The following is an 18,881-nucleotide window of genomic DNA, read 5'->3' on the forward strand; positions in this document are numbered from 1 at the left end:
TACCCAGTCGACGGCCGCGCATTCCTGGCGAATCCGCTCCAGATCCCCCCTCCACATTGACACTCGCACCGTGCGAATGGTGGGCTCTGGCTCGTTCGTACGAGCAGGGGACGACTCGGGACGGGGAGGCTCCGTGCAGCTCAGGGGCAAGAAGCGGGCCACGGCGGCGGTGATCGCCGTCATGGGGACGCTCTTGGGCGGAGCCACCGCTTCCGGGCCTTTGGTGATGTCCGCCTCACCCTCCGCGCCCGACACGCCCGACACTCCCGCGTCGAAGCCGGGGGCGGGCACCGCCGCGGCGAACGGCGCCGCTGCCGCCTCGTCCGGTGGGTCGCCCGGCCCGGTCCTCGATCCGGGCTCCGACGCGCCGCGGACCGCCGCCGACGGGCCGGCCGTGTGGCCGCGCCCGCAGTCGATGAGGGCCGATCCGGCGCACGCGGTGCCGGTGGGCACCGAGGCCGTGCTGGTGGCGGCGCCCGACGCCGACCCGTACGCCGCCGAGATCGTCCGGACCACCCTGCGCGGGGCCGGCGTGCGGACCCTGCACGAACGGGCCCCCGGGGACGCGCTGCCCGAACACGGCCTCGTCGTACGCCTCCAGGGCCCCGACGCCCTCGCCGCACTCCGGGCGCTGGGTGCGGCCGAGGCCGGGGACCTGCCGACCGGCGGCTACCGCATCGCGGTGGGCAGGGTCGGCGACCGGAACACCGTCGCGCTCGCCGGCGTGGGCGACGACGGGCTCTTCAACGCGGCGCAGACGCTGCGTCAACTCCTCCCGACGGGCACCACGAAGGCCCCCGGGGTGCGCGTACGGGACTGGCCGACGGCTCCCGTGCGCGGTGTCACCGAGGGCTTCTACGGGGACCCCTGGACCCGGGAGCAACGGCTCGCCCAGCTCGACTTCATGGGACGCACCAAGCAGAACCGGCTGTTGCTGGCGCCCGGCGACGACACGTACCGCACCACGCGGTGGCGCGAGGACTACCCGCGCGAGCGGCAGGCCGAGTTCCGGGCCCTCGCCGAGCGGGCCCGCGCCAACCGGGTGGTCCTCGCCTGGGCGGTGACCCCCGGCCAGTCGATGTGCCTGTCCTCCGCGGCCGAGCGGGCGGCGCTCACCCGCAAGGTGGACGCCATGTGGGACCTCGGTTTCCGGGCGTTCCAGCTCCAGTTCCAGGACGTCAGCTACACGGAGTGGGGCTGCCTGGAGGACCGCGAACGGTACGGAAGGGGCCCGGCCGCCGCCGCGAAGGCGCACGCCGAGGTCGCCAACGAGCTGTCCGCGCACCTCGCCGCCCGCTACCCGGGGGCGCCCGCGCTGTCGCTGCTGCCGACCGAGTACTTCCAGGACGGTTCCACCGGCTACCGGAGCGCGCTCGGCGGCGCGTTGGACGCGCGCGTGGAGGTCGCCTGGACGGGTGTCGGGGTGGTGCCCCGCACCATCACCGGCAGGGAACTGGCCGGGGCCCGGGCGGCCTTCGGACAGCACGCGCTGGTCACCATGGACAACTACCCGGTCAACGACTGGGATCCGGGCCGGATCTTCCTCGGCCCGTACGCGGGTCGGGACCCGGTGGTGGCCGGCGCCTCGGCGGGGCTGATGCTCAACGCGATGCCGCAGGGCACCCTGTCGCGCATCCCCGTGTTCACGGCGGCGGACTACGCGTGGAACCCGCGCGGCTACCGGGCGGGCGAATCGTGGGCGGCGGCGGTGCGCGATCTCGCGGGCCCGGACCCCCGGGCCCGCAAGGCGCTGGCCGCCCTCGCCGGGAACACCGCCTCGTCGGGACTCAAGCAGGAGGAGTCCGCGTACCTGAGGCCGCTCGTCGAGGAGTTCTGGCGGGCCCGCGCCACGGGCGACCGGGCGGCCGGCGAACGGCTGCGCACGGCCTTCACCGTGCTGCGGGAGGCCCCCTCCCGGCTGCCCGGCCTCACCGGCGAGGCCGGGCCGTGGCTGGAGCGGCTGTCGGAGTACGGAACGGCCGGCGAACTGGCCGTGGACATGCTCCGGGCCCAGGCCCGGGGGGACGGCGCGGCGGCCTGGAAGGCCTCGCGCGCCCTGGCGCAGGCCCGCGCCGGGCTCGCGGAGGCCGGGGACGCCCGGGTGGACACGGTCGTACTGGACGCGTTCCTCACGAAGGCGACCGCCGAGGCGGACAGCTGGACGGGAGCGTCGCGGACCGTCGGCACGCTGTCGCGGGACGCCGACGCGTGGACCGTCCGGCTGGACGGCGTACGCCCCGTGTCGGCGGTCACCGTGATGACGGACCCGCTCGCGCCCGGGACGCTCGCCACGGTGGAGGCACACGTACCGGGCGAGGGCTGGCGCAAGGTCGCCGACGCGGGCGCCTCCGGATGGACCCAGGCCGACCTGCGAGGTCTGCGGGCCGACGCCGTACGGCTGGTCTGGCCCGGGGCCTCCCCCGCCGTGCACCACGTGGTGCCCTGGCTCGGGGACGGGCCCGCGGCGCGCTTCGAGCTGGCCGGCGGCGGGCGGGCGGACGTGGAGATAGGCGGCGCCCCGCTGCGGGTGTCCGCGGAGCTGTCCGCCCTGCGGCCCGGCGAGGTCCGGGGCCCGCTGTCGGCGGCCCCGCCGCCGGGGATCGCGGTCCGCGTCCCGGGCGAGGTGAAGGCCCCCCGCGGAACCCGGATCAGCGTCCCGCTGGAGGTCACCGTCGCGGCCGGCACCCCGGCGGGGGTCTACTCCGTCCCGGTGACCTTCGCCGGTCAGTCACACACCCTGACGGTCCGGGCGGTGCCCCGCACGGGCGGCCCGGACCTGCTGCGGGGCGCGAAGGCCTCCTCGTCCGGCGACGAGACCCCGGCCTTCCCCGCCTCGGCGGTCCTGGACGGGGCCGACACCACCCGGTGGTCGTCCCCGGCGGTGGACGGGGCGTGGTGGCAGGCCGAGCTGGCCGCCCCCGCCCGGATCGGCCTGCTGACGCTGCGCTGGCAGGACGCGCATGCCTCCGCGTTCCGGGTCCAGACCTCCGCGGACGGGGTCACCTGGCGCACGGCGGCGTCCGTCACCTCCCGGGGAGGCACGGACACCGTCCACCTGGACGCGCCGGGGACCCGGTTCGTCCGCGTCACGTGCGACAAGCGCGCGACGCGCTTCGGTTGCAGCCTCTGGTCGGCCACGGCCCGAGCGGTAACCCCCTGACCGGCGGGACCCCGGCCGCGCAAACCAGCCTCGCCGGCGTTTGAGGCGCGGCGCGGTCGTCCCCGTGACCCGCCGGGAGGCTAGGACGCGGCGGCCGTCGCCGTCACCCCGATCCCGATCCGATCGAGGGCGTCGTCGGCCCCGTACGGCTGGAGGTACGGCATCCACCGCGGGTCCCGGTGGCCGGTGCCGATGATCCGCCAGGCGAGGCCCGACGGCGGTGCGGGCTGGTGCCGCAGCCGCCAGCCGAGCTCCAGCAGGTGGCGGTCCGCCTTGACGTGGTTGCAGCGTCGGCACGCGGCGACGACGTTGTCCCACGCGTGCTGCCCACCCCGGCTGCGCGGGATGACGTGGTCGACGCTGGTGGCGACGGCCCCGCAGTACATGCAGCGTCCGCCGTCTCGGGCGAAGAGCGCGCGGCGGGTGAGCGGAACGGGCCCCCGGTAGGGGACCCGCACGAAGCGCTTGAGCCGGACCACGCTGGGAGCGGGGACGGCTCTCGTCGCGCTGTGCAGAAAGGCGCCGGATTCCTCGAGGGAGACTGCCTTGTTCTCCAGGACGAGGACGAGCGCGCGGCGGAGCGGTACGACGCCGAGCGGCTCGTACGACGCATTGAGGACCAGGACGTGCGGCACGGACTGCCTCCTTGTACGCCGGCGGCGCGTGGCTCGCGCCGGGACGATCTGCTCTCCAGTCTCCCCTTATGGCAGGTCGAAGCGCCACCACGCGCCCGTAACGGGTCCGGGGTGTTTTCAACCACACCCGCCCTCTCGCCGGGTGAGTCTGGTCTCTCCCTCCACGACGACAACAAGGTCGGGCGAGTGCCCCGTTAGTGTGGTTGGTCTGCCCGCACAAACCTCTCGCGGACAGACCGCTATGCCTGGAGGTTCCCGCCGTGCCCTCGCCCGCCACCCTGCTACCGCTGGCAGCGACCACCGACGACGCCGCGGAGAGCGTCACGAACGCCGCGGACTTCATAGAGCAGAACTGGGCCGATTGGCTGGCCATGGGGCTGCGGATCGTCTTCATCATGGTGATCGCGTTCGCGCTGCGCTCGGTGATCCGCAAGTCGCTGACCAAGCTCATATCCCGGATGAACCGGGGTGCGGCAGCCGTCGAGGGGACGACGCTGGGCGGGTTGTTGGTCAACGCGGAGCGCCGGCGTCAGCGGTCCGAGGCGATCGGTTCGGTGCTGCGGTCGGTGGCCTCGTTCCTGATCCTCGGCACGGCGGTGCTGATGGTGCTCGCCGAGCTGAAGATCGATCTCGCGCCGCTGCTGGCGAGTGCCGGTGTGGCCGGTGTGGCGATCGGTTTCGGTGCGCGGAACCTGGTGACGGACTTCCTGTCCGGCGTGTTCATGATCCTCGAGGACCAGTACGGCGTCGGCGACAAGATCGACGCGGGGGTGGCCTCCGGCGAGGTCATCGAGGTCGGGCTGCGCGTGACGAAGCTGCGCGGGGACAACGGCGAGATCTGGTACGTCCGCAACGGCGAGATCAAGCGGATCGGCAACCTCAGCCAGGGCTGGGCCACGGCGGGCGTGGACGTGCAGGTCAAGCCGACCGAGCGACTCTCCCACCTGCGCGAGGTGGTCCAGGAGGTCGCGGACACCATGGCGAAGGAGTCCCCGTGGGACGAGCGCCTGTGGGGTCCGGTGGAGGTGCTGGGTCTGGACGAGGTCCTGCTGGCCTCGATGACGGTGAAGGTGTCGGCGAAGACGATGCCCGGTCAGCAGTTCGCCGTGGAGCGCGAGCTGCGCTGGCGGATCAAGGAGGCCTTCGACGCGGCGGGCATCCGGATCATCGGCGGGCTGCCGGACCCGGAGGACGCCGAGGACGCCGCCGACCCGTCGGCCTCCGTGGCGGCGCCGTCGGCGATGTCGAACCCGATGTCCCCCCAGGCACTGGCCACCACCCCGATTCCCGGACCGAGCGCGCCCGGCAATCCCCGGATCACCAAGTAGCCGCCGCATCGAACGCTTTCGCCGCCCCGCAGGTCACATCCTGCGGGGCGGCGCCATTGACAGGGCTCGAACGGTGATAGGAAACTTACCTAACAGTTCATCTCGGTGAGGGAGAGACGCTCCATGCCCGCCGCCACCCCCGGTACGCCCAGCCTGTTGCGCGCCATGAACGACCGCGCCGCCCTGGAGCTGCTGCTGACGCACGGCCCCCTGTCGCGGACCCGGATCGGCCGGCTGACCGGGCTGTCCAAGCCGACCGCCTCCCAACTGCTGGCCCGACTGGAGGAGGCCGGGCTGGTCGTGGCCACCGGCACCGACGGAGGCCGCCCCGGCCCGAGCGCCCAGCTGTACACGCTCAACGCCCGGGCCGCCCACGTCGGCGGACTGGACGTCACCCCCGGACGGATCGTCGCGGCCGTGGCCGATCTGACCGGCGCGGTGGTCGGCAGCTTCGAGCTCCCCCACTCCGAGGGCACCGGCGCCGTCGACCAGGTCACCGAGGCGCTCGGCGAGGCCGTCAAGGCCGCCGGGCTCCAGCGCTGCGACCTGCACCGCCTCGTCATCGCCACCCCGGGCGCGTTCGACCCGCAGACCGGCCGGCTGCGGTACGCCAGCCACCTCCCCGGCTGGCACTCCCCCACCCTCCTCGACGAGCTGGCGGCGGCGCTGCCCATGCCCGTCGAGTACGAGAACGACGTGAACCTGGCCGCCGTCGCCGAACAGCGGCTCGGCGCCGCCCGCGGCCACGAGGACTTCGTCCTGCTGTGGAACGAGGAGGGCCTGGGCGCCGCCCTGGTGCTCGGCGGCCGTCTGCACCGCGGTTGGACGGGCGGCGCCGGCGAGGTCGGCTTCCTCCCCGTGCCCGGACACCCCCTGGTCCGGCAGGTCGCCCGCGCCAACACCGGCGGCTACCAGGAACTGGCGGGCGTACAGGTGCTGCCCCGGCTCGCCGCCGAGCTGGGCATCGAGGTCCCGACCGGCCCGGAGGTCGCCGTCGGCGTCGCGCTGTTGGAGCGCGCCGCCGCCGAGCCCGAGGGCGTGCACCTGGGCTTCCTCCGCTCGTACGCCACCGTCCTCGCGACGGGCCTGGCCTCGCTGGTCTCCGTGCTCGACCCGGAGATCGTGGTCCTGTCGGGGGCCCTGATCGGCGCGGGCGGCGCACCGCTGCACGCCCTGCTGGAGACCGAACTCGCCGAACTGGCCCCCTCCCGCCCCCGCCTGGTCGCCGGCGAGGTGCGCGAGCGGCCCGTTCTGCGGGGCGCGTTGGAGAGCGCCTTGGCCGCGACCCGCGGCGAGGTCTTCGACACCTCCCGTCGGCCCCTTCAGCAGCCCCTGAGCTGACACCCCCTCCCGCACCACCACGGCACCCCTCACGGAAGTTCCCTCACGCAGAGAGCGAGCCCCGCCATGCCCAGAACCGGACGACCGACCCTCTCAGCCGCCCTCCTCGCGGCGATATCCGTACTCGCGGCCGCCTGTACGGGCCAGGGCGGATCCGCCGCCGCGGACGACCCGAAGGCCGAGGTCACGCTCAACTTCTGGCACGGCTGGTCCGCGCCCGGCGAGGTGAAGGCCATCGAGGACAACGTCGGCCGCTTCCGGCGGGCGCACCCCAACATCAAGGTCCGGATCACGGGCAACATGACCGACGACAAGATCAACCAGGCGTTGCGCGCGGGCGGGGAGAAGGCCCCCGACGTGGTCTCCTCCTTCACCACCGACAGCGTCGGCAAGTTCTGCAACTCCGGCGCCTTCGCGGACCTGAACCCCTTCCTCGCCACGTCGGGCATCGACAAGACGAAGGTCTTCCCCAAGACCCTGCTGGAGTACACCCGCTTCAACGACAACCAGTGCACCCTGCCGCTGCTGAACGACGCGTACGGCCTCGTCTACAACAAGACCGCCTTCGCCGCCGCCGGGATCACCGCACCCCCCAAGACGTGGAGCGAGTTCGTCGAGGTCGCGCGGAAGCTGACGGTGGCCCGCGGGGACACCTACGACCGGGTCGGCGTCATGCCGACCTTCCACGGCTACGAGACCACCCCCATGCGGCTGGCCGCGCAGTGGAGCCCGAGCTGGTTCGACGCGCGGGGCAAGTCGAACCTGGCCCAGGACCCGGGCTTCGCGCAGATGCTGACCGCACAGAAGGACCTGGTCGCCAAGCTGGGCGGGTACGAGAGGCTGGAGCGCTTCCGCAGCACCTTCGGTGACGAGTGGAGCGCCGAACACCCCTTCCACCGGGGCCAGGTCGCCATGCAGGTCGACGGCGAGTGGCGCCCCGCGATGGCCAAGGAGGCCGGGGTGACGTTCGAGATCGGGACGGCGCCGCTGCCCGTCCCGGACGACCGCCTCGCGGAGTACGGCAAGGGCTACGTCTCCGGCACCGTGATGGGCATCTCCGCGGCGAGCAGGAAGCAGAACGCCGCCTGGGAACTGGTGAAGTACATGACCACCGACACCGACGCGGTGGTGGACTTCGCCAACGCCATCCACAACGTGCCCTCCACGCTGGCCGCGCTGGAGTCCCCGCGGCTCCGGGTGACCCCCGAGTTCCGGACCTTCATCGACATCGCCCGGCACCCCCGGTCGGGCACCACGCCGGCCCAGGCCGACGGCGGCACCTACCAACTGACCTTCCAGGAGTTCGCGTACCGGGTCGAGAAGGGCGACGTGCCCGACATCGCGGCCGGTCTCGCCGCGACCGACCGGCAGATCGACACCGACATCGCGAAGGCCAAGTAGCCCCGATGGCCACGCACACCTTGCGGGCGAAGCGCCGCGGGGCGCGACTGCGCACCGCCGCCTTCATGTCGCCCTGGCTGATCGGGTTCGCGGTGTTCTTCGCCTACCCGTTGCTGTCCACCGTGTACTTCTCCTTCACCCGGTACGACGGCTTCCGTCCGCCCGTCTTCAACGGCCTCGACAACTGGGCGTACGTGTTCTCGGACTATCCGCTGTTCTGGCCCGCGATGCGCAACACGCTCTGGCTGGTCGTGGTGATGGTGAGCTGCCGGGTCGTCTTCGGCCTCGGCGTCGGCCTGCTCATCACGCGGATCAAGACGGGCGCAGGGATCTTCCGGACCCTGTTCTACCTGCCCTACCTGGCCCCGCCGGTGGCCGCGACCCTGGCCTTCGTCTTCCTGCTCAACCCGGGGACCGGGCCGGCCAACGTGCTGCTGGACTCGGTGGGGCTGCCCACGCCCGGCTGGTTCACCGACGCCGACTGGTCCAAGCCCGCGCTGACCGTGCTCGCCGTGTGGGGCGTGGGCGACCTGATGGTGATCTTCATGGCCGCACTGCTCGACGTACCGAGGGAGCAGTACGAGGCCGCCGAACTGGACGGGGCCGGTGCCTGGGCCCGGTTCCGACACATCACCCTGCCGAACATCTCGCCGATCATCCTGTTCGCGGTGGTCACCGGGGTCATCCAGGCCATGCAGTACTACACCCAGCCGCTGGTGGCCGGGAAGGTCGCGGCGGGCGTCATCGGCGGCTCGGGGCAGCAGTTCGAACCGGGCTACCCCGACCGGTCCACGCTGACGCTGCCGCAGGTCGTCTACAACGTCGGCTTCCAGCGCTTCGACTACGGGAGCGCGTCCGTGGTCGCGCTGGTCCTCTTCGCCCTCTCCATGGCCTTCACCGCGCTCCTCATGCGCCGCCGTGGCGGACTGATCGGATCCGGTGACTGACATGGCCGACTCGACCGTGCTCCCCCGGGGCCGCAAGCCGCTGCTGCACTGGGTCGCGGTGCACTCCCTGGGCGTGGCCGCCGCCCTGTTCTTCGTCCTCCCCTTCGTCTTCCTCTTCCTCACCTCGCTGATGAGCGACCAGCAGGCGCTGACCCGCGACCTGTGGCCGCGCACCTGGGAGTGGGACAACTACGTCCAGGTCTGGAACACCCCGGGATTCCTGACCTGGTGGCGCAACACGCTGTTGTACGCCGGACTCGGCACACTGCTGACCGTGGTGTCCTCGGTGCCCGTCGCCTACGCGCTCGCCAAGTTCCGCTTCCGCGGCCGGCGACTGTCGCTGCTGCTCGTGATCGCCATGATGATGCTGCCGCCGCAGGTGGTGGTCATCCCCATGTACCTCTTCTGGGCCAAGCAGTTGGACCTGTCCGGGACCCTGTGGCCGCTGATCGTCCCGATGGCGTTCGGCGACGCCTTCTCGATCTTCCTGCTCCGCCAGTTCCTGTTGACCATCCCCGACGAGTACCTGGACGCGGCCCGCGTCGACGGCTGCGGCGAGGTGCGGACACTGCTGCGCGTGGTCCTGCCGATGGCCAGACCGGGGATCGCGGCCGTCGCCCTGTTCCAGTTCTTCTACGCATGGAACGACTACTTCGGCCCCCAGATCTACGCCTCCGACAATCCGGCCGCCTGGACGCTCAGTTACGGCCTGGAGTCCTTCAAGGGCGCGCACCACACCAACTGGAACCTGACCATGGCCGCGACCGTACTGGTCATGGCCCCGGTGATCGTCCTCTTCTTCCTCGCCCAGAAGGCGTTCGTCGAGGGAGTCACCCTGACCGGAGTGAAGGGCTAGACACGATGAAACTCGCAGTGGTGGGCGGCGGTTCCACCTACACCCCCGAGCTGATCGACGGCTTCGCGCGGCTGCGCGACACCCTCCCCGTCCGCGAACTGGTCCTGATCGACCCGGCCGCCGAACGGCTGGAGCTGATCGGCGCTCTCGCCCGGCGCATCTTCGCCCGCCAGGACCACCCGGGGCTGATCACCACCACCTCCGACCTCGACGCGGGCGTGGCCGACGCCGACGCGGTGCTGATCCAACTGCGGATCGGCGGCCAGGCCGCCCGTCTCCGGGACGAGACCTGGCCGCTGGAGTGCGGCTGCGTCGGCCAGGAGACGACCGGCGCGGGCGGGCTCGCCAAGGCGCTGCGCACGGTCCCGGTGGTCCTCGACATCGCCGAGCGGGTGCGGCGCGCCAACCCGGACGCCTGGATCATCGACTTCACCAACCCGGTCGGCATCGTCACGCGCGCCCTGTTGAAGTCCGGGCACAAGGCGGTCGGGCTGTGCAACGTCGCCATCGGCTTCCAGCGGAAGTTCGCGGCGCTGCTGGACGTGGCCCCCGCCGAGATCCACCTCGACCACGTCGGGCTCAACCACCTGACCTGGGAGACCGCCGTACGCCTCGGCGGTCCCGAGGGCACGGACGTGCTGCCGGGGCTGCTCGCCGAGCACGGGGACGCCGTCGCCGCCGACCTGCGCCTGCCGCGCGCGGTGCTGGACCGGCTCGGCGTGGTCCCCTCGTACTACCTGCGCTACTTCTACGCCCACGACGAGGTGGTCCGGGAGCTGGGCGAGAAGCCCTCGCGGGCCGCCGAGGTCGCCGCGATGGAGAAGGAACTGCTGGCGCTGTACGCGGACCCGGCGCTGGACGAGAAGCCGGCGCTGCTGGCCAAGCGGGGCGGGGCCTTCTACTCGGAGGCGGCCGTGGACCTGGCGGCGGCGCTGCTGGGCGGCGGCGGCCCGTCCGTGCAGGTGGTCAACACCCGCAACAACGGGACCCTGCCGTTCCTCGCGGACGACGCGGTCATCGAGGTACAGGCCCGCGTCGACGGCTCGGGGCCGGTGCCGCTGGCCGTGTCGCGCCCGGACCCGCTGTACGCCGGGCTGATCTCGCACGTCACGGCGTACGAGGACCTCGCGCTGGACGCGGCCCTGCACGGAGGACGCGAACGGGTCTTCCGTGCGCTGCTCGCACACCCCCTGGTAGGACAGTTCGACCTCGCCGAGGGGCTGACCGACCGGCTGCTCGCGCACAACAAGGAGCACCTGGCATGGGCGTGAGCCGGCCCGGCCCGGCGGCGGTCCTGGCCGTCGACGCGGGCAACAGCAAGACAGACGTGGCGCTGATCGGCGTGGACGGCACGGTCCTCGGCACCGGACGGTCGGGGGGCTTCCAACCACCCCGGGTGGGGGTCGAACCGGCCGTGGACGTGCTCGGTCGGGCCGTCGCGGAGGCCGCCGAGGCCGCCGGGCTGCCCCGGCTGCGGCCGGGCGCCCCGTACGCCGCACAGGTCTCGGCCTGCCTGGCCAACGCCGACCTGCCGGTCGAGGAACGCCGACTGGCGGACGCGCTCGCCGCGCGCGGCTGGGGCGCGGCGACCGAGGTGCGCAACGACACCTTCGCCATCCTGCGGGCGGGACTCCCGGACGGCGGGCCGCCGCGCGGGGTCGCGGTGGTGTGCGGGGCCGGCATCAACTGCGTGGGGATGCTGCCCGACGGGCGGACCGCGCGGTTCCCGGCGGTCGGCCGGATCTCCGGCGACTGGGGCGGCGGGGGCGGCCTCGCCGAGGAGGCCCTGTGGTGGGCGGCCCGGGCCGAGGACGGCCGGGGCGGTCCGACGGAGCTGGCGCGGGCCCTGCCCGGGCACTTCGGGCTGGGCTCCATGTACGAGCTGATCGAGGCCCTGCACCTGGGCGGGGCGCCCCGGACGCGGACGCACGAACTGGTTCCGGTGCTGTTCGCGGTGGCCGCCGCGGGCGATCCGGTCGCGGCGGCGATCGTGGACCGGCAGGCGGACGAGGTGGTGGCGATGGCCTCGGTGGCGTTGGCGCGCCTCGACCTGCTGGGCGAGGAGGCTCCCGTCGTACTGGGCGGCAGTGTGCTCGCGGCCGGGCATCCGCGGCTCAACGGGCGGATCGAGGCGGGGCTCGCCGAACGGGCCCCGCTGGCCCGGATGTCGGTGATCGTGGCTCCGCCGGTGCTGGGGGCGGGGCTGCTGGGGCTGGACGCGCTGGGCGCGCCTGCCGGGGCCCGTGAAAAACTCCGTGCCCATTTCGGGTGAACCGGCCCCGGGGGGCGTCCCGTCTGGAACCGTGGCGGTCGTGTGGACGTATACACGGTGAAGGGGTGGCGGGAGCGGCGCGGCGGGGGGCCCGGCGACGACTCCGGGGGCGGGCTCGGGACGTATCACCCGAGAGCCGACACCGGGTGCTGTGGTTGACCTCCACTACGTCCATACTGCTGCGACGGGGGTACCTTCCAGCGGTGGCTGGGGGAAATTCAGGACCGAGGGGGAGGTCACGGTGGCCATCACATCACGCGCGCCCGCGCCCGGCGGCGGTGTCTCCGCACCGCCCGCCGGGCCGCCCGCGGGAACGCCGGAACCGCCCGGGCGGGGAACGGCCTGGGCCGAGGGCGTGGACCTGCTGCGCGAGGCCGCGACCACCGAACCGGGCCGGCTGCGGATCATCGGGGCCGTGCTGGCCGCCCTGGTCGTGCTGTTCGGCGCGGTCACCGTGTGGGAGATCTCCGACCGGGCCACCGCCGCCGACGACGTGGTGGGCCACAGTCAGCCGCTCAGCGCGGACGCGGCGAACATCTACCGCTCGCTCGCGGACGCGGACACGGCCTCCTCCAGCGGCTTCCTCGCCGGCGCCCAGGAACCCCGCGAGGTCCGCCAGAGGTACGAGAAGGACATCGCCAACGCCTCCCGACTGCTGGTGAACGCGGCGGCCAACACCGGCGCCGGCGGGGAGTCCCGCAAGGAGATGGCGCTCCTCGGCGAGGAGTTGCCCCGCTACACCGGGCTGATCGAACAGGCCCGGGCCACGAACCGGCAGGGACTGCCGCTCGGCGGCGCCTACCTGCGGTACGCCAACGAGCGCATGAGCACCGTTCTGTTGCCGGCGGCCCAACGGCTCTACGAGGCGGAGACGGGTCGCCTCTACACGGACTACGACGACGCCCGCTCCTGGCCGCTCGCCTCGATCGGCGCGGGTCTGCTCGGCATCGGCGCCCTGGCATGGGCGCAGCGACGCCACTACCGGCGCACCAACCGGGTCTTCAACCACGGCCTCGTCGCGGCGACGGCCGCCTCGGTCGTGGTGCTCCTGTGGCTCGTCGTCGGGACCACGGTCGCGCGGTCGGGGCTGAGCGAGGCCCGGTCGGACGGGCAGGAGTCCCTCAGGGTCCTCAACGACGCGCGGATCGCCTCCCTCCAGGCGCGGGCCAACGAGAACCTGACGCTGGTCGCGCGGGGCGCGGTGCTGGCCGAGGACAAGAAGTCCGACAAGTACGACGTGGACTACGCGAAGAACATGAAGGAACTGGACGTTCGGCTGTCGGCGGCGCTGCGGCTGGCCGACGACGACAGCGGCGAGGAACCGGTCTCCAAGGCCGTCGCCGGTGTGACGCAGTGGAAGCAGCGGCACGCGTCGGCCCGGGAGAGCGACATGCGGGGCGACTACGACCTCGCGCTGGTCCAGGTGGTCGGCGACAAGGACCACAAGGACAGCAGCGGGGCCTCCTTCGACACCGTGGACGCCTCCCTGGAGCAGGCCGTGGTCCACGAGCAGCAGGAATTCACTCGGGCGGCCCGGGGCGGACTCGGGGCGCTGGGCGGGCTGACGACGGGAGCGGCGGCCCTGGCGGTCGTCGGCGCGGCGGCGGCACTGCTCGGCATCGGTCGCAGGCTTTCGGAGTACAGGTGAGATCGATGCGGATACGAGCGGGGCGCGACCAGGGGCACGGCGCGGACGGCGAGGCCGGGGCGGGCGGCCTGACCGGCGCCGACGGCGTCCCCGGGGCGGGCGGCCTGCGGCGGGTGACGCGCCGCCTGCGCGGCTGGGGCGGGGTCAGCGCCATGGCCGCCGCCTGCGCGGTGACGGCCGTCGCCGTGCTGCTGCCGCTGGCCCACGCCACGCCGGACACCGGCGGTTCCGGCTCGGCCCGCCCACCCGCCACGATGGCCATCGCGCCGGCGGGCCCGACCGACACCTGCCAGGACCCGGAGGCCAGCCTGCGCCCGTCCGGCGTCGACGGCCCGACCATCGAGCGGATCCGGCAGGCGGGCAAGCTCGTCGCGGGCGTCGACCAGAACAGCTTCAAATGGGGCTACCGCAATCCCGACGGCCACCTCGACGGTTTCGACATCGCGCTGGTGAAGGCCATCGCCAAGGACATCCTTGGCGACGAGAACGCGGTGATCTACCGGGCCATCCCCACCAGCCAGCGCGTGCCGGCCCTCCAGGAGAACCGCGTCGACGTCGTCGTGCGGACCATGACGATCAACTGCAAGCGGCTGGAGGACGTCGCCTTCTCGACGGCGTACTTCGAGGCCGGTCAGCAGGTCCTGGCTCCCAAGGGTTCGCCGATCACCGGGTACGACACCTCCCTGAACGGCCGCCGGATCTGCACGGCGACCGGTTCCACCGCCGAGGCCGCGCTCAAGTCCCGGTCGTACGGGTCGCGGTCCGTGTCCGTGTCGAACCAGCTGGACTGCCTGGTGCGCCTCCAGCTCGGCGAGGTGGACGGCATCATCACGGACAACGCCCTGGCCGCCGGCCAGGCCGCGCAGGACCCGTCGGTGCAGCTGGTCGGTTCCCCGTTCACCCGGGAGTTCTACGGCATCGCGATGAACAAGGACGCCTCCGATCTGGTGCGCCGGGTCAACAAGGTGCTGGAGGACTACCGCGCGGGCGGCGACGGCAGCCCCTGGATGCAGTCCTACCGCAAGCACCTTGAGGCCGTGCTGCCCAAGGTGACCGCCCCGCCCGCGCCCAAGTACCGGGACGGCTGAGGCCCGTGACGGAGGCAGAGCCCTACATGAGCGGTGTGGTCGGACCGGGTCGTCCGCAGGAGGCTCCGGCGGTCATGGACGGGGACGACGTGGACCGCGCGCTGAGCCGTCTCGGCGCGGAACACGAGGCAATCGAGACCTCCCTGCTGGCCCTCCAGGACCACTCCGGGCGGCGACTGCTGGAGGGCGCCGCGCTCACCGGGGTCACGAAGGAGCGGTGGACCGCCGCCGACGCGGCGATCACCCGGTTGTGGACGCTCTTCGACGCCTACAGCGGGGCACTGCGCGCCGCCCGGGAGATCCGCGAACGGCGCCGCCGGCCGAGCCGCGAGGACCTGGTCGAGTTGACGGAGCGGCTGCGCGGGCCGGGCGTGCTGATCGCCGGCGCCGGGGTGGAGGGCGCCGCGCTCGCCGAGCGGCTCTCGCTGGCGGAGCTGGTGGCCCGGATGAACGGGTTGTACGCGTCGTCCCTGGACGTGGTGGTCGCCGCCGACGCGGTCTGGTCGGCGCTGCCCGCGCGGATCGACCTGCTCGCCGCCGAGCTGCACCGGACGCGTTCCCTGGCGCGCTCGGTGGGCATCCGGCCGGGCGAGCACCCTTCGGGGGACGACCTGGAGGAGATCACCGCGGAGCTGACGGAGCTGCGCGCGCGGGTGATCGCGGATCCGCTGGCGTTCTGGTCGGCCGCCGCGGGGAGTTCCGCCCCGGGCGGCGGCCGTCCGGACACCGGGCGCTACGACCGGGCGGCCCGCGCCCTGGACGACGTACGCCGGGAGATCGAGGCGGTCCTCGACGTGCGGCAGGACTCCGAGCAGCGGCTGATCAGCCTGCGGGACGTGCTCTCGCGGGCCGACCGGACGCTGGCCGAGGCCCGGACGGCGCGCGGCGAGGTGCTGGCGAAGATCGCGGCGTCGGAGGTGCCCGCGGTCAGCGGGCCGCCGACCGCCCTGCAGGAGCAGTTGGCCGCGGCGGCCGAGTACCGGCGGCAGTCGCAGTGGCACCGGTTGTCGCCCCTGCTGGAGTCGCTGGAGGAACGGGCCGACGAGGAACTGCGCAGGGCGCGTGAGTCGTTGACCGCCGTGACGGCCCCGCTCGCGGTGCGGGCGGAGCTGCGCGGCCGGCTGGACGCGTACAAGGCGAAGGTGGCGGCCCGGCTCGGGATGGCGGAGGATCCGCTGCTCATCGAGCGGTACGACACGGCCCGGCGGATGTTGTGGAGCGCTCCCTGCGATCTGCGGGCCGCCGAGGAGGCCGTGCTGCGCTACCAGTGGGCGGCGGCCGAATCCTCGGCCCCGCCGCCGCCCCCGTACGCCCCACCGCCGCCGCCGTACGCACCGCCGCCGCCACCCGCGGACCGGCCCGATGAACACTGGCCCCACCGGCCGGGGAAGGATGACGCATGAGCCCGAGCGGAACCGCGTGCGGTCGCCCCGGCTGCCCGGGGGCGTACGAGGACATGGGTGGCGGCGAGTTGTACTGCGACACCTGCGGGCTGGCGCCGATCGGCTCCGTCGCGGCGGGCGCGGAGGAGCTGGTCTCGCCGCCGACGGGGATGACGAGCGCGGCGCGCCACGGTGACTCGCGGGGGTCCGCGGGCTCTCGGGGCTCGGAGCGTTCGGGCTCCTCGGCGTCCGCGCGCTCCTCCCGGTCCTCCCGGTCCTCTTCCTCGCGGCGTTCGGTGTCCGGGCGGCTGTCGCGGTCCTTGTCGGGGGCCGCCTCCACCCGCTCGGTTTCGGTGCGCAGTTCGGGCTCGGCGCCCTCGGTCTCCGGACGCGGCAGGCTCGGGGCCGGGCTGGTGAACGTACCGGAGGTGCCCCGTCCGGATCCCTCGGCGGCGGTGCTGGAGAACCCGGAGGTCCCGGAGCGCAAGCGGTTCTGCTCCCGCTCGGACTGCGGGGCCCCGGTGGGCCGCGCGCGCGGCGAGCGGCCGGGCCGGACGGAAGGGTTCTGCACCAAGTGCGGTCACCCGTACTCCTTCGTGCCCAAGCTGCGCGCCGGCGACGTGGTGCGCGGCCAGTACGAGGTCGCGGGCTGTCTCGCGCACGGCGGTCTCGGCTGGGTGTACCTGGCGGTGGACCGGGCGGTGTCGGACCGCTGGGTCGTCCTGAAGGGCCTGCTGGACACCGGCGACCAGGACGCGATGGAGGCGGCGATCTCCGAGCGGCGCTTCCTCGCGGAGATCGAGCACTCCAACATCGTGCGGATCTACAACTTCGTGGAGCACCTGGACCAGCGGACGGGTTCGCTGGACGGGTACATCGTCATGGAGTACGTCGGCGGCAAGTCGCTGAAGGAGATCGCCAACGAGCGCCGCCGGCCGGACGGCAGACGCGATCCGCTGCCGGTGGAACAGGCCTGCGCGTACGGGATCGAGGCGCTGGAGGCGCTCGGCCACCTGCACAGCAGGAACCTCCTGTACTGCGACTTCAAGGTCGACAACGCGATCCAGCAGCAGGACCAGCTGAAGCTCATCGACATGGGCGCGGTCCGCCGGATGGACGACGACGAGTCGGCCATCTACGGCACGGTGGGCTACCAGGCCCCGGAGGTCGCGGAGACGGGCCCGTCGGTGGCCTCCGACCTGTACACGGTGGCGCGCACGCTGGCCGTGCTGACCTTCGACTTCCAGGGCTACACGAACGTGTTCGTGGACTCCCTGCCCGATCCCGAGCACATCGAGGTCTTCGGGCGGTACGAGTCCTTCTACCGGCTGCTGGTACGGGCCACCGACCCCGATCCCGGTCGGCGGTTCGCCTCCGCGCAGGAGATGGCGGATCAGCTGACCGGGGTGCTGCGCGAGGTCGTGGCGTTGCAGACGGGCAGGCCCCGGCCTCAGTTGTCCACCCTGTTCGGGCCGGAACTGCACGTCCCCGACAACCGGTTGTTCGCGGACGAGGCGGGGGCGGAGGTGTCCCGGCTGGGGGCGCGCTCCACCGCGTCGAAGGGCCGCGCCGGGCGATCCGCGCGGACCGCGCCGGTGCCGGTCGCCGCCGCACCGCCCGCGCCGGTGGCCGCGCCGACGGGACCGGTACCGATGGGGTCGGTACCGATGGGGTCCGGGCCGGTGGCGCCCGTGTTCGCCGGGGGCGCTCCCGCGGCCCCGGCGGCCGCCCTGGGGACCACCGCCACGCACGTGTCGGCCGCGGCGCCGCTCCTGCCCCGGCAGGCGGTCGCCCCGGTCGCGCCCGCCCCCGGCCCGACCCTCCTGTCCGCGCCGGCGCCCCGGCAGGCCCACGGGCCGCTGCACGCCGGCGTCGGCCTCGCGACCCTGGACACCCGCAGCGCGGCGCTGGCCCTGCCGGTGCCGTTGGTGGACCCGGCCGACCCCAACGCCGGGTTCCTGACCGGTCTGCTCGCCTCCGCTCCCGCCGACCTGCTCGGCGCGCTGGGTGCGGCGCCCGCCGACTCGGCCGAGTTGCGGCTGCGAGAGCTGCGGGCCCGGCTCGAACTGGGCGAGTTGGCCGTGGCCGGACAGGCCCTGCTCGAACTGGAAGTGCGGCATCCGGACGACTGGCGGGTGGTGTGGACGCGCGGCATCGCCTCACTGGCGATCGGGGACGACGAGACCGCCGCCCTGTCCTTCGACGCGATCTACGACGCCTTCCCCCGGGCGAGCCGGCGCCGAAGCTGGCCCTGGGTCTGTGCGCGGAGGTCCTGGGCCAGTTGGACAACGCCGCCGAGTACTACCGGCTGGTGTGGATCACCGATCCCGGTTTCGTCAGCGCGGCCTTCGGGTTGGCCCGGGTCCAGTTGGCCGCCGGCGACCGGGCCGGGGCGGTACGCACCCTGGAATCCGTGCCGGAGACGTCGATCCACCACACCGCCGCCCGGGTGGCGGCCGTACGGGCACGCCTGCGCGACCGCTCCCCTGAGGAGGCGCTGCTGCCCGACCTGACGGCGGCTGCCGCGCAGGTCGAGGCGTTGGCGCGGTTCGGGCTCGACGCCGAACGGCACGAACGGCTGTCGACCGAGGTTCTGGGGTCGGCGCTGGACTGGGTACTGTCGGGTGGCCGGGGTGCAGACCCCGGTCGGACCTCGTTGCTCGGCAGTCAACTGGACGAGCGGGGGCTGCGCTTCGGCTTGGAGCGCTCGTACCGCGTCCTCGCTCGGCTGGCGCAGCGGGGCGAGGAGAGGATCGAACTGGTGGAGCGGGCAAACCGTTTCCGTCCCCGGACGTGGGTGTGATTGATGTCGATGCATCGGCC

The 18,881-nt window shown here is 73.3% G+C and carries 12 protein-coding genes and 1 pseudogene; 12 read left to right on the plus strand and 1 reads right to left on the minus strand.

Annotated features, from left to right (window positions below):
* Positions 1-133: 133 nt before the first annotated feature.
* Positions 134-3,160 (plus strand): beta-N-acetylglucosaminidase domain-containing protein, encoded by a 3,027-nt coding sequence (locus tag ACQEVM_RS29195; RefSeq protein WP_433083894.1) that lies wholly within the window; start codon positions 134-136, stop codon positions 3,158-3,160.
* 80 nt (positions 3,161-3,240) lie between these two features.
* Here the strand turns inward: ACQEVM_RS29195 and ACQEVM_RS29200 are convergent, their stop codons facing one another.
* The gene (locus ACQEVM_RS29200) at positions 3,241-3,795 is read right to left on the minus strand and encodes an HNH endonuclease (RefSeq protein WP_433083896.1); all 555 of its coding nucleotides are present in this window, start codon (positions 3,793-3,795) and stop codon (positions 3,241-3,243) included.
* A gap of 260 nt (positions 3,796-4,055) precedes the next feature.
* Between ACQEVM_RS29200 and ACQEVM_RS29205 the strand changes: the two genes are divergently transcribed.
* From ACQEVM_RS29205 to ACQEVM_RS29255, 11 genes and pseudogenes are all read left to right on the plus strand, one after another.
* Positions 4,056-5,123: a mechanosensitive ion channel family protein gene (locus ACQEVM_RS29205; protein ID WP_433083898.1), complete on the plus strand. Its 1,068-nt coding sequence runs from the start codon at positions 4,056-4,058 to the stop codon at positions 5,121-5,123.
* A 123-nt stretch (positions 5,124-5,246) separates the two neighbouring features.
* Complete coding sequence (locus ACQEVM_RS29210; protein ID WP_433083900.1) at positions 5,247-6,464, plus strand: ROK family protein; 1,218 nt, start codon at positions 5,247-5,249, stop codon at positions 6,462-6,464.
* A gap of 66 nt (positions 6,465-6,530) precedes the next feature.
* The gene (locus ACQEVM_RS29215; protein ID WP_433083902.1) at positions 6,531-7,865 is read left to right on the plus strand and encodes an ABC transporter substrate-binding protein; all 1,335 of its coding nucleotides are present in this window, start codon (positions 6,531-6,533) and stop codon (positions 7,863-7,865) included.
* Positions 7,866-7,870: 5 nt separating this feature from the next.
* Positions 7,871-8,812, plus strand: a complete 942-nt coding sequence (locus ACQEVM_RS29220; protein WP_433083904.1) for a carbohydrate ABC transporter permease — start codon at positions 7,871-7,873, stop codon at positions 8,810-8,812.
* A 1-nt stretch (position 8,813) separates the two neighbouring features.
* The gene (locus ACQEVM_RS29225) at positions 8,814-9,668 is read left to right on the plus strand and encodes a carbohydrate ABC transporter permease (protein WP_433083906.1); all 855 of its coding nucleotides are present in this window, start codon (positions 8,814-8,816) and stop codon (positions 9,666-9,668) included.
* A gap of 5 nt (positions 9,669-9,673) precedes the next feature.
* Complete coding sequence (locus ACQEVM_RS29230; protein ID WP_433083908.1) at positions 9,674-10,939, plus strand: 6-phospho-beta-glucosidase; 1,266 nt, start codon at positions 9,674-9,676, stop codon at positions 10,937-10,939.
* On the plus strand, positions 10,930-11,940 hold the full coding sequence (locus tag ACQEVM_RS29235) for an N-acetylglucosamine kinase (RefSeq protein WP_433083910.1): 1,011 nt from the start codon (positions 10,930-10,932) through the stop codon (positions 11,938-11,940). The genes ACQEVM_RS29230 and ACQEVM_RS29235 overlap by 10 nt, the downstream gene beginning before the upstream one ends.
* A gap of 241 nt (positions 11,941-12,181) precedes the next feature.
* Positions 12,182-13,588, plus strand: a complete 1,407-nt coding sequence (locus tag ACQEVM_RS29240) for a hypothetical protein (protein ID WP_433083912.1) — start codon at positions 12,182-12,184, stop codon at positions 13,586-13,588.
* A 5-nt stretch (positions 13,589-13,593) separates the two neighbouring features.
* Positions 13,594-14,676 (plus strand): glutamate ABC transporter substrate-binding protein, encoded by a 1,083-nt coding sequence (locus tag ACQEVM_RS29245; protein WP_433083914.1) that lies wholly within the window; start codon positions 13,594-13,596, stop codon positions 14,674-14,676.
* Positions 14,677-14,702: 26 nt separating this feature from the next.
* On the plus strand, positions 14,703-16,079 hold the full coding sequence (locus ACQEVM_RS29250; protein ID WP_433085447.1) for a hypothetical protein: 1,377 nt from the start codon (positions 14,703-14,705) through the stop codon (positions 16,077-16,079).
* Positions 16,076-18,861 (plus strand): annotated as a pseudogene (locus ACQEVM_RS29255) (tetratricopeptide repeat protein). The gene ACQEVM_RS29250 and the pseudogene ACQEVM_RS29255 overlap by 4 nt, the downstream one beginning before the upstream one ends.
* The last annotated feature ends 20 nt before the right edge of the window (positions 18,862-18,881 follow it).

The sequence above is a fragment of the Streptomyces sp. CA-243310 genome (assembly GCF_050936775.1).
In the GTDB taxonomy this organism is placed as follows: domain Bacteria; phylum Actinomycetota; class Actinomycetes; order Streptomycetales; family Streptomycetaceae; genus Streptomyces.